General features: G+C 36.5%; 13 protein-coding genes. 11 read left to right on the plus strand and 2 right to left on the minus strand.

Annotated features, from left to right (window positions below; translation table 11 throughout):
- Window positions 1-162 precede the first annotated feature (162 nt).
- The 4 genes from hfq to J7R07_RS04745 all read left to right on the plus strand — a co-directional run bounded on the left by hfq (window position 163) and on the right by J7R07_RS04745 (window position 4922).
- Window positions 163-402 carry an RNA chaperone Hfq gene (hfq, locus tag J7R07_RS04730; RefSeq protein ID WP_006589562.1) on the plus strand — a complete coding sequence of 80 codons (240 nt, stop codon included), beginning with the start codon at window positions 163-165 and terminating at the stop codon, window positions 400-402.
- A gap of 52 nt (window positions 403-454) precedes the next feature.
- Window positions 455-1798 carry a GTPase HflX gene (hflX, locus tag J7R07_RS04735; protein ID WP_208435762.1) on the plus strand — a complete coding sequence of 448 codons (1344 nt, stop codon included), beginning with the start codon at window positions 455-457 and terminating at the stop codon, window positions 1796-1798.
- Between the two features lie 142 nt (window positions 1799-1940).
- Complete coding sequence (locus J7R07_RS04740; protein WP_208435763.1) at window positions 1941-3698, plus strand: hypothetical protein; 1758 nt, start codon at window positions 1941-1943, stop codon at window positions 3696-3698.
- 141 nt (window positions 3699-3839) lie between these two features.
- A complete protein-coding gene (locus J7R07_RS04745; RefSeq protein ID WP_425489183.1) occupies window positions 3840-4922 on the plus strand; it encodes a COX15/CtaA family protein in 1083 nt (360 codons plus the stop codon).
- A gap of 21 nt (window positions 4923-4943) precedes the next feature.
- Here the strand turns inward: J7R07_RS04745 and argC are convergent, their stop codons facing one another.
- Window positions 4944-5879: an N-acetyl-gamma-glutamyl-phosphate reductase gene (argC, locus tag J7R07_RS04750; RefSeq protein ID WP_208435765.1), complete on the minus strand. Its 936-nt coding sequence runs from the start codon at window positions 5877-5879 to the stop codon at window positions 4944-4946.
- A gap of 329 nt (window positions 5880-6208) precedes the next feature.
- On the opposite strand from argC, the gene glyA reads away from it, so the two are divergent.
- The 6 genes from glyA (at window position 6209) to nusB (ending at window position 10750) form a co-directional block, all read left to right on the plus strand.
- Window positions 6209-7522, plus strand: a complete 1314-nt coding sequence (gene glyA, locus J7R07_RS04755) for a serine hydroxymethyltransferase (RefSeq protein WP_208435766.1) — start codon at window positions 6209-6211, stop codon at window positions 7520-7522.
- Between the two features lie 13 nt (window positions 7523-7535).
- Entirely contained in the window at window positions 7536-8018 is a 483-nt protein-coding gene (gene nrdR / locus J7R07_RS04760; protein ID WP_208435767.1) for a transcriptional regulator NrdR, read from the plus strand.
- Entirely contained in the window at window positions 8011-9138 is a 1128-nt protein-coding gene (gene ribD, locus J7R07_RS04765; RefSeq protein ID WP_208435768.1) for a bifunctional diaminohydroxyphosphoribosylaminopyrimidine deaminase/5-amino-6-(5-phosphoribosylamino)uracil reductase RibD, read from the plus strand. The genes nrdR and ribD overlap by 8 nt, the downstream gene beginning before the upstream one ends.
- Window positions 9120-9737 (plus strand): riboflavin synthase, encoded by a 618-nt coding sequence (locus tag J7R07_RS04770; protein WP_208435769.1) that lies wholly within the window; start codon window positions 9120-9122, stop codon window positions 9735-9737. The genes ribD and J7R07_RS04770 overlap by 19 nt, the downstream gene beginning before the upstream one ends.
- 81 nt (window positions 9738-9818) lie before the next feature.
- Complete coding sequence (locus tag J7R07_RS04775) at window positions 9819-10277, plus strand: 6,7-dimethyl-8-ribityllumazine synthase (protein WP_208435770.1); 459 nt, start codon at window positions 9819-9821, stop codon at window positions 10275-10277.
- Window positions 10278-10279: 2 nt separating this feature from the next.
- Window positions 10280-10750, plus strand: coding sequence for a transcription antitermination factor NusB (gene nusB / locus J7R07_RS04780; protein WP_208435771.1), 471 nt, complete (start codon window positions 10280-10282; stop codon window positions 10748-10750).
- Between the two features lie 82 nt (window positions 10751-10832).
- Here nusB and J7R07_RS04785 read toward each other — a convergent pair whose 3' ends face one another.
- On the minus strand, window positions 10833-11312 hold the full coding sequence (locus J7R07_RS04785) for an outer membrane protein assembly factor BamE (RefSeq protein WP_208435879.1): 480 nt from the start codon (window positions 11310-11312) through the stop codon (window positions 10833-10835).
- 220 nt (window positions 11313-11532) lie between these two features.
- On the opposite strand from J7R07_RS04785, the gene J7R07_RS04790 reads away from it, so the two are divergent.
- The gene (locus tag J7R07_RS04790; protein WP_208435772.1) at window positions 11533-12096 is read left to right on the plus strand and encodes a YceD family protein; all 564 of its coding nucleotides are present in this window, start codon (window positions 11533-11535) and stop codon (window positions 12094-12096) included.
- The last annotated feature ends 85 nt before the right edge of the window (window positions 12097-12181 follow it).

Below are 12181 nucleotides of genomic sequence, written 5' to 3' on the forward strand. Positions count from 1 at the left end.
ATTTTCACGGCTTGTAGTACTTAGTGCCTTAAAGCTTCCTTTTTTTTGATATAAAATCATCTTTTGCTGATTTTTAGAGCTCCTACGTTGACAATTGGATATTTTTCAGTCGATATTCATGTACGGGTATTTTATGCAATTCGAGATGAAGGTGTAAGAATAATGGCAGAACGATCACAACACCTGCAAGATGTGTTTCTCAACACGGTGCGCAAGCAAAAAATTTCTCTTACAATTTTCCTTGTAAATGGTGTTAAACTAACGGGTATCGTAACCTCATTTGATAATTTTTGTGTTCTTTTGCGTCGTGATGGACATGCGCAGTTGGTCTATAAGCATGCTATTTCTACAATTATGCCAGGACAACCTGTGCAGATGTTTGAAGGCGAAAATTCTGAATAGACAACTCTGTTCTAGAGCTCTTATCTTCTGTTTATAAAGTGTTTAAACCACCATGATAAATAAAAATAAGAGGTTTGTGCGACTTTCTTCACAGGTTGTAAAGCAGGTACGTGCACTTGTTTTAGTGCCGATTTTTCAAGAAAATGAAAGTGAAAATGTCTCAAGAAGATGTTTAGTATCTTCTCGAGTTAAAGAAGCATTGGGGTTAGCACATGCAATAAGATTGGAAGTTGTCCATTATGAAACGATTAATATTACCACTCCTCGTCCTGCTACTTTATTTGGACAAGGCAAGGTAGATGCACTCGCACATTATATAAGCGAATTTTGTATCGAACTTGCAATTGTGGATTATTTTTTAACGCCAGTGCAACAGCGTAATTTAGAAAAATTATGGAATTGCAAAGTTATCGATAGAACCGCTTTGATTCTTGAGATTTTTGGAGACCGCGCGCGAACAAAAGAAGGAGTTTTACAAGTCGAATTGGCACATCTAACTTACCAAAAGAGCAGACTTGTGCGTAGTTGGACACACTTAGAAAGGCAACGTGGTGGTCGTGGTTTTTTAGGAGGGCCTGGTGAAACTCAGATTGAGGCAGACAGGCGTCTTCTGCAAGAGAAAATTATTCGTATCCGTCACGAATTGAAAACAGTTATTAAAACACGTGCTCTTCATAGAGCTAAAAGAAAAAAAGCGTCCTATCCTGTTGTTGCTTTAGTAGGGTATACCAATACGGGAAAGTCAACTCTTTTTAATCGTTTGAGTGGTGCAGATGTGTTAGCAAAAGATATGTTATTTGCAACTCTTGATCCAACTTTGCGCAAAGTTACTCTTCCCCATAGAAAAACTATTCTTTTATCTGATACTGTAGGTTTTATCTCTAACTTACCAACGCATTTAATTGCAGCTTTTAGAGCGACTCTTGAAGAGGTGGTTGAAGCTGATCTTATTCTTCATGTGAGAGATATGTCAGATTTTGACCATCGTGCACATGCCCAAGATGTTTTAGAAGTGCTTTCAAGTCTTGGTATTGATACTGATGATACAGAGCATATCATAGAAGTTTGGAACAAAATTGATTTATTGGATGAGCAGGCATTAAATTTTTTGCAAACAAGCGCAAAAACACGATTAAATCCTGCTGTCATGGTATCGGCACTTATGAATGATGGGTTAGATCAATTATTAAAAACGATTGAAAAGCGAATTTTAGGAGAAATGCAAAATGTTGAATGTCTTTTAAGACCTCATGAAATGTCGCTTATTGATTGGTTTTATGAAAATTCCGGTGAAATAATACAGGAAGGACATGATGATGGTTCTGTTACCATTAGAGCAGTACTTACCTGTGAAGCAAAAAAACGACTAGATCATATAAAACAAAACATGCGTTAAAGTTTTTCTGAGATATTTCTGAACATTATTTCCTAAATTTTATGTTTTTCTTATCTCAAAAGAATATGATTTCAAGTTAAGATGATAGTTACCACTTTCTCTTAAATAAAAAATATAAAGTATTCTGCCGGTTGAAATAAATATGATTCTTAAGTGCAATAAAAAATTGTCGATACGCAAAGTATTGCAAAACGTTTTTATCGTTTTGCTATTGGCAGTGCTCTGTGCATTTTTGATTTTGTTTTACTATTTTATTCAACCGCAGGTTTATCGGGCAACCTTAACATTTTCGTTATCTGATTCTGTAGGAGAACCTTTGCCAATTGATAAACAAAATAATGTTATTGCTTTTCTCCTGTCGCAGTCTACGCTTTTAAAAGATTCAGACTTACAAGGTTTTTCTTTAGATTCCTCTCAGATAAAAGATTTTCGTGAGAATATCCGTTTATCTCGCAATGGTAATTTCATTGATCTTATTTTCGAAGCAGAAACACTTGAAGCCGCTCAACACGGATTGGAAACCTGGTTTTCGGCATTTTCAAAACCAATCATAAAACAAAAATTATTGTCAACAAAGCAGCAAACTGATCAGCAATATGATAAGACTGAATTGCTCAATATAGTGCAGGGATTTCGTTCATCTATCGATTCTTTTCTTTACCACAATATCAAAGAAACGGAGCTTAATGATTTTTCTATGCAACTAACGGAAGCAACTTTAAAGCGTCTTCATTTAACGAGCTTAAATTCAACGATTAACATGATGCGTGAAAAGGGGCAATCACTATTATCTTTATCATTTATTGCAAATAATTCAATGATTTCTGCATTAGAATTTAAGCGTAATCTCTTAGAGATGCAAAGAGCGCACATGGTTGCCCAATTAGGTTGGACACATCCTCAAATTAAGGCAATGACTGCAGAATTAGAGACAATTTCTCATCAATTAGAAAATAAAATTTTGCAGATCGTTCATCAAGTCCATTCAGATGAGGTTTTTGCAACAGAACTTGAAAAACAGCTCAAAAAAAGAATTAGTTTTTTTGTAAAAGATCAATCTCAATCTTTGAATCAAATGTTTAATGAGCTCGAAAATAAAATAAGAGCAGTGGTGGATACACAAAATAAAGAAATGAATAAGGATTCTTCCCTCTTGCAAAATACAAAAATTCATGTGGTTCTACCAAAAAAGTTAGAACCAATTTCTTTTATGGCTCATTATGGAAAAAATATTATTATTAGTATATTTGTAAGCTTAGTTGTTTTTTTGGGAGGAGTGTTGTTGTTTCGTCAATGCTTTGCTAGAGAAGACAAACAAAGAAAAGATAATTTTAACAATGATGAGAATACATTAGAATCTCAGGGAATAAAAAGTCTTGAGTCTTTTATTACAATAGAAGGATTATCCGATTTTTTGAGATGTCAAACTTCAGTAGTTGTTTCAATAATTGGGCCAGAGGCCGCGCGCACGGCTGCAAAACTCTCTTTACATCTCATAAAAGAGTATAAAACAATTCTGTTAGTGGATATTTCTGGACAACAAATAGAAAAAGTTATTGGTCCACATCGAGGGTTAAGCGATATTTTAATGGGGAATGCCCAATTGCAGGATGTTATTTATCGTGATTATGACACGGGAATTGATATCCTGCCCCAAGGTTTAACAAGTGCTGTTGGTGCACAAGATTTTTCAAATGATATCCCCTATATATTACAAGAGTTTAAAAAGGATTATAATTTTATCATTTTAGAAATGGCAAGTGAACCAAAATATGGATTTGAACAATTTGCAAGTCTAACAGACTATTATATTTGTAGTATTGCTTTTAACGAACAAGATTGGATGATGCGAATGGTAAGTCGGTTTCCAAAAACTGTTTATCGCGTAGTTACATCATAAATATTATAGAATGCTTATTGTATATTATAGTGGCATGCTTGTTTTCTAATGAAGTTGTAGTAGATATTAAAACAGCTAAGATTTATAATATTTAAATTTTGGAATGTATTGTGGTTGGAGAGAGACGTGGGGCAATCAGAGATGACAGTGAACAAATTGAATGATAGCGTTTTGACGCCATTGACGCCATTGCAGAAAAAAAATCGAAAACAAATCCGTATGTGGCTCAATTCTATTTTATTGCTTTGTTTAGCCATTGTTTTAGTGGGGGGAGCTACCCGCTTGACGGGATCAGGGTTATCGATAACTGAATGGAAGCCAATTCATGGTGTCATTCCGCCAATTAGTTTAGAGCAATGGCAGGAAGAATTTTTAAAATATCAACAGATAGCACAATATAAACTGCTTAATAGCGATATGCCGTTAAGTGCATTTAAGGTTATTTTCTGGTGGGAATGGGCGCATCGCGTTCTAGGTCGCCTTGTTGGTCTTGTGGCTTTATTGGGTCTCATTTGGTTTTGGGCGACCAAACGTATTGAAAAAAATATTTTGCTTCAGCTTAGTATTGTACCAGTTCTTATCGCTCTTCAAGGAGCGATTGGTTGGTGGATGGTTGCTTCAGGTATTGGTCAAAGTAATTTAACAAGCGTCAGCCAATATCGTTTGGCATTCCACCTTATAACAGCATGTTTTGTGATTATTTTTGTTACTTATTTATCTCGAGGTCTCATAGAATATTCAGAAAAACCAGCAAATCAAAGAATTCAATACTTTGCAGGTTGGCTTGTTGTGCTCATTTTGATTGAGATTTATTTGGGTGCTTTAGTTGCAGGACTCCATGCCGGGAAAGTTTATAATACGTGGCCACTTATGGATGGTCAGATTATTCCTGATGGATTGTTGCAGCGTAATCCTGTTTGGCTCAATGTATTCGAAAATCCCTTGACTGTTCAATTTATCCACCGGTTTTTTGCTTATTTTTTGTTTTTTACAGCGATTGTGCATGCTTTATATCTACGAAAGAATGTTCCACACTCAACCCATTCTCGTCGTGCATTTTTCATATGTATTATGATAACCGTTCAAGCACTCTTGGGTATTCTCACGTTGTTGCATGAGGTCCCTATAAGTTTGGGGCTTATTCATCAGAGTGTTGCGTTAGTGACATTATGTTTTTCGGTTGCACATTGGCGCGCAACAAAAGGGGCATATCATGCTGTTTAAAAAATTTATATTCAGAGAAGTTTAGCTTCCTGAAAGCATTAAGTCGAGATTTTGAACAACAGCTGCGGATGCACCTTTCCCCAAATTGTCGAATAAGGCACAGAGATTAAAAATTCCTTCGCGTTCATTACCAAATACGAAGAGTTTCATTCCATCTTTATGTGCTAAGCATTCTGGATTGAGTTTAGTGAGAGAATCCGTTTCTTCCTGTGATGCAACTGATATGATGTTTTGTCCATCGTAATGGTTCTCAAGAATTCCACGTAGATCAGAACAATTAGCTGATTTCGTAAACAAATGGCGATGGAGTGGAATATTTACAATCATTCCTTGAGGAAAACGACCAACACTTGGTACAAAAATGGGTGTTTGCTTGATTTGTCCATAGATTTTAATTTCTGGTACATGTTTATGTTCAAGATTGAGACCATAGATAAAATAATTCTCCAAAACATCATTTTGTCGAGATTGGTTTTCCATTTGTGCAATTAATTGTTTACCACCACCCGTATATCCAGATATTGCATTAATTGATATTGGATAATAAGCATCTAGCAGACCTGCTTCACGGAGTGGTCTAATTAAGCTAATTGCACCAGTAGGGTAACATCCGGGATTTGTTACGTAGTGTGCCGCTTGGATACGTTTTTTTTGTCCTGCAGTCATTTCAGGAAAACCATAGACCCAGTTTGGTGCAACACGGTGAACTGTTGAACTATCAATAATTCTAATTTTTTTATTATGTTTAAGCCAGTTAACTGTTTCGCGTGCAGCGTCATCTGGAAGACATAAAATAGCAATATCGGTTTGATTAAGATAATCTCTTCGAATATCAATATTATATCGATCTATATGAGGAAGAGAAAGTAATTTAAAATCTAAACGTTTGCCTAGTCGTTTTTGTATTTGTAATCCGGTTGTTCCATGTTCACCATCAATGAAAACTTTTGTTGCCATTTTCTTTGCCTTAAATTCATTTTTTCTACTATGTTCAGCTTATCACATTATAAGTTATTTTAATTGTTACCAACTTAAATTATTGAATTTCTTAAGATTATAGAGCATTTTGCTTGTAAAGAATGCTATAGGTAAAAATGCTTGAAGAGGAGCTTAATAACTATTTTGACTCTTTTTGTGAGAAAAAGGTTTTTTGTTTATATCACAAAGGAATAGGGTAGATATTCGCAGCATTATTTTTAAATGAGAGTGGTTTAAAATATTTGGTTTGCATGATCTGCTGTGCTATCGTTTGATGATTTATTTTTTAACATTAGGAACATCGTTTTATGACTCAGCAAGCAAATGACACACAAAAGCGCTTTTTTGATGATAGTTTACAGAGCGTTGATAATGCAATCTTTGAGGCAATTAGGGGAGAGTTTGGTCGTCAGCAAAATGAAATTGAGCTAATTGCTTCAGAAAATATTGTTTCAAGAGCGGTTCTTGAAGCACAAGGATCTGTTTTAACCAATAAATATGCAGAAGGTTATCCAAGAAAGCGCTATTATGGGGGATGTCAATTTGTTGATGTCGTTGAAGATTTAGCAATTGAACGCGCAAAACGGCTTTTTGGTGCTGCTTTTGCAAACGTCCAGCCTAATTCCGGTAGCCAAATGAATCAAGCTGTCTTTTTAGCTTTACTCAAGCCTGGTGATACATTTATGGGATTGGATTTAAATGCTGGTGGTCATCTCACACATGGTTCATCCGTTAATATGTCAGGAAAATGGTTTAATGTTGTTTCCTATGGTGTGCGTAAAGAAGATCAGATTCTTGATATGGAAGAAGTCGAACGTCTTGCAAAAGAACGTAAGCCAAAGCTTATTATAGCAGGTGGTTCCGCTTATCCTCGTCTATGGGATTGGAAACGATTCCGTGAAATTGCGGATGAAATCGGTGCTTATTTCCTCGTTGATATGTCTCATATTGCGGGTCTTGTTGCTGGTGGTGTTCATTCTTCGCCTGTTCCATACGCACATATTGTAGCAACGACAACGCATAAATCTTTGCGCGGCCCTCGAGGTGGCTTAATATTAACAAATGATGAAGTTTTAGCCAAAAAGATTAATTCAGCAATTTTCCCTGGTCTGCAGGGTGGTCCTTTAATGCACGTGATTGCGGCTAAGGCTGTTGCATTTGCGGAGGCTTTGCAACCTTCTTTCAAAAGTTACAGTGCGCATGTTGTTGCTAATGCCAAAACTTTAGCAAAAACATTACAAAGTAATGGTTTTAATATTGTTTCTGGTGGTACAGATAATCATTTATTGTTAGTTGATTTGCGTTCCAAAAACGTGACAGGAAAACGTGCCGAATTGGCTTTGGGACGGGCACATATTACCTGTAATAAAAATGGTATTCCCTTTGATCCTGAAACACCATCTATCACATCAGGAATACGTTTGGGTTCACCTGCCGCGACAACACGTGGTTTCGCAGAAAAAGAGTTTATTCAAGTTGGTGAACTGATTTCAGAAGTTCTTGAGGGGCTTCGGATAGCAAAAAGCGATGAGGACAATAATGCCGTTGAAATGGCTGTTAAGAAAAAGGTGGAAGAGATAACGAATAGATTTCCTCTTTATCCTTATCTTAGTACTTGTTAAGGGCACAAAAAAGATGCGTTGTCCTTACTGTCAATATGAGGATACACAGGTTAAAGATTCACGTCCTGCGGAGGAGGGGTCGGTCATTCGTCGTCGGCGTGTATGTTCCGTTTGTGGTGGTCGTTTTACAACTTTTGAGCGTGTTCAGTTGCGTGAACTCTTAGTCTCTAAAAAAAGTGGTCGATGTGAAATCTTTGATCGTGATAAATTAATGCGGTCAGTTGATATAGCTGTGCGTAAACGTAATATTGATCCAGACTATATTGAACGGGCTATTTCTGGCATTGTGCGTCAACTAGAAAGTTTAGGAGAACCAGAGATTTCTTCGGAAAAAATTGGACATCTTGTGATGGAAGCATTGAAAAGTATTGATGATATTGCTTATATTCGCTTTGCTTCTGTCTATCGAGATTTTCGCAGTGCAAGCGATTTTCACGATGTTATAGACGAATTGTCAAAAGATGTAACGGATACAGAATCTCGTTTTGATGAATAAAAAATTGCAAGATGAACGGTTTATGGCTGCAGCTATCCGTTTAGCAGAGCGTCATGTCGGTCTTACAGGTGAAAATCCTTCAGTTGGTGCGTTAATTGTGCAAAACGATGACAGTGTAGGAGCATACATTGTTGGTCATGGTGTAACAGCCATCCATGGACGACCTCATGCTGAAGCCCAAGCCTTACATATGGCTGGTAGTTTAGCTCGTGGTGCCACTGCTTATGTGACTTTGGAGCCTTGTTCACATCATGGCAAAACTTCACCGTGTGTGAACGCACTTATTGATTCAGGTATTTCGCGGGTTGTTATTGCCCTTACTGATTTAGATAAGCGCGTTGATGGTCGTGGTATTGCTCTTTTACGTGCAGCTGGTATTGAAGTTGTTGAGGGGGTTCTAGCTAAAGAAGCTTTTGAAACATTGTGTACGCATTTGTGTATAAGAAAATTACAACGTTGTGCAGTTACTTTAAAAATGGCGATTTCTGCTGACAATGGTGTAGGAAAAAAAGGGCAGGGTGGAATAAAAATCAGTGGAATAATTTCTCATACCCATACCCATATTCTACGTGCTCAAAATAATGCTATTCTCGTTGGTATTGGTACTATACTAGCAGATGATCCACAATTGAGTTGTCGTTTGCCAGGGATGGAGATGCGTTCTCCAACACGTGTTATTCTAGATACAGATTTACGCATTCCCCTTGACGCAAAAGTTGTTCAGACAGCAACAAAAATTCCTACATGGGTTATTTGTGATGCAAATCTTTCAAAGGAAAACAAGAAAAATGCACTAGAGCGGTATGGTGTATCTGTGTATTCGGTGGAGATAAACGATGGGTATATGCAACCCCTTGCTATTTTACAGCTGCTTTATCAGCGTGGAATCAATAGTGTTTTACTTGAGGGAGGCGTAAAGACAGGAGAAAAGTTTCTAAATGCTGGTTGTGTGGATCATTTAATATGCTTTTATGCGCCCGTTATTCTAGGAAAAAACCGTATTGAAGCTCCTCATTTTGGGAGTTATCTCTCGCAATTTCATGAAGTTGAGTCAAGAATATTTGGAACTGACCGTTTTTATAAATGGAGGCGTAAGACGTTATGTTCACCGGAATTATAACGGATATTGGATGTGTTGAAGATGTTCAATCTTTAAAGCAAGGGCTATGTTTAAATATTTCTACGCGCTATGCTGTGGAGAGTTTAGAAATTGGTGCGTCAATTGCATGTTCAGGAATTTGTCTGACAATCGTTGAGCGAGGATTAAAACAGGCAAATACCAGTTGGTTTGTTGTGGAAGCGTGGGAAGAAGCATTGCGTTTGACTAATCTTGCACAATGGAAAAAAGGAACTTATGTTAATTTAGAACGTTCACTCAAATTGGGTGATGAACTTGGAGGACATTTTGTTTTTGGTCATGTTGATGGTTTAGCGGAGATCATTGATCAGAAAAATGAGGGAGATGCAGTTCGTTTTTTTCTAAAAGTTCCAACACAGTTTACACCATTTATTGTAAATAAGGGGTCTATTGCGCTTAATGGAACATCTTTGACTGTTAATTCTATTGAAGATTATATTTTTGATGTTCTTATTATCCGTCACACACTTGAAATGACGACTTGGGGACAAGCTCAAATTGGCGATCAGGTTAACTTAGAAATTGATCAGTTTGCTCGTTATGCTGTAAAGTTTTCTGGTTTTAAAGTGAACGATAAATAAGTTGAAATTTTCATTATAGTTTTTGAAATTTTGTAATTTGTAACTTTAAATTCTTTAGTCAATTTTTTATGGAATCCTGTTATGATAAAAAAGCTACGTAAAAAAACGCACGTATTGATTGTTGAAGCGCGTTTTTATGATGGTATTTCTGATGCACTTCTTATAGGTGCAATGAATGCTTTGCAAAAAGCTGAAGCAAGCTATGATATTGTGACAGTTCCGGGAGCATTAGAAATACCAGCTGCAATAGCTTTTGCTGAAAAAAATAGTAAGGTATCTTACGATGGTTATGTAGCACTTGGCTGTGTTATTCGAGGTGAAACATATCATTTTGAGATTGTTGCGAATGATTCTTCTCGTGCATTGATGGATTTAACTGTTCATAAGAATTTGGCTATTGGAAATGGTATTTTAACTGTTGAAGATAAAAAACAAGCATGGGAGCGTGCAAAACAGGATGAAAAAAATAAAGGTGGTTTTGCTGCTGAAGCTGCTTTATGTATGATCGCTCTAAAAAAGAGATTTGGAGATAATCATTAAATATGGCTGTTATAAAAGGAAGGCATTCTCCGCGTTCAGCCAATAAACGTGGAGCAGCGAGACTCGCTGCAGTACAAGCGCTCTATCAAATGGATGTAGTCGGTTCTGGTGTGATGGAAACGGCAGCTGAATATGAAGCTTACCGTTTAGGAAAAAGTATTGATGGAGATCAGTATCTTGATGCAGATTTTCAATGGTTTTTGGATATTATTACTGGAGTTGTAAAGAATCAAAAACAACTTGACCCTATGCTTCATCAACAACTTTCTACAGAGTGGTCGCTTTCACGTCTTGATTCTATACTGCGTGCCATTTTGCGTGCAGGTTTATGGGAATTGATCAATCGCCAGGATGTACCTGTTGCTGTTATTTTGAATGAATATGTAGATATAGCAAACGCTTTTTTTGAAGGGGACGAACCAAAACTTGTCAATGCAGTTCTTGACAGTATGGCAAAAAAAATTCGTCTCTAAATGTACCGCTACAATTCTGATAATATCAAACCTCACAAATCAGGTGGACAATATCAGAATCGTACACGGACTGTTATAATTCTCAGTTATGGGTTGGTAAATTTGCAGGTCCTTTAATAATCTGAATCAAAAAAGGCTGTTCTTTTGTAGCAGTTGGTGTTGTTTGCGTAATGAAATCGAAGACCTGGCCATTCTGTAAACCATAGTTAGCTATTTTAGCAACTTGATTGTTTTTATTAAAGTAAATAGCCAAAACTTTACGATCAACAATTTTTGTTTTCATAAATTGCATTGCTCGATAGCGTGTTTGTGAGATGTAATAAAAGACCTCATTATCATAATTTGTTTTTAGTGATGGAGTCCCTAAACTTAAAATAACTTGCTCCTGACTTGATCCAACAGAGATAGAATCAAGAGCACTTTTATCAAGAACATAACCTTCCTGATATGTTTGACTTGAGCCTGAAGAATCAAGAATACTACAACCGGCAATCACCATTATACTTACTATTGACAGACCACTCAATAACTCACGTTTGATTAAGTCCACTATGTAGGGCATTTGAAACAATAATATCTCCCTTTTTATTAGATGTATGATCAGAAGGCAACCTCAAGTTTTTTCTCATTTTAGTTTAATCTACCGTAGCTTACATTGAGCTTCCCTGTTATAACGAATTATGCCACATAGAATTTCTTTAGAAAAGAAAAAAATGAACGAAATATACTTTGACTAAATAAAAATGCAGTATCTTACGTTCTTTTGTGTTCGGGAGTTGCCAATGAATGTTCAAAATGTTTCTCAGATAACATTTGCGTTGGCTTATCCAATATTAGTACGCTCCCTACCTGCTAAAGGTGTAAAAGTTCATATTTGTGCAAATCAGCAAGAGTGTGCTCATCTAGCTAAGAATCATGATTTGGTTGAAGTAAAATCCTGTGAGGGAAAATTTCATATTTTTCCGTGGAAAAAACGCGGGGTACGTGTAAAAGGTCTATTGCGGGCACGTATAATACAGTTATGTGTTGTCACATTAGAGCCATTAGAAAATGTTCTTCGCGAAAATATTGAGGTTGTCTTACTCCCTGCAGACTCAAATTTGATGAAGCCAAAAATATCAGAGAATACAGGAGAATTGTTTTTAGATATAGAAGGGTTAGATACGCCAGAGGTATTTCATGGCAATAAAATCGATATCGGTGCAATCATGGAAGAATTTTTTGAGTTGTCCATTAACCATTATCCGCGCAAAGAGGGGGTAAAAATGTATATGACTAAAAACCTAGAAGAATCTCAACAAAAATTATCGCCATTTTCTGTTTTGAAAAGTTGGAAGCGGCTGTAAAAAAATAAAAAATATTTGTTGTATACCATTATAAAAACGGTATTTTCTGCGGAGCTGTTTTCGCACGATGGTATTCTGTGGTTGT

It is taken from the genome of Bartonella phoceensis (assembly GCF_902825145.1).
Taxonomy (GTDB): Bacteria; Pseudomonadota; Alphaproteobacteria; order Rhizobiales; family Rhizobiaceae; genus Bartonella; species Bartonella phoceensis.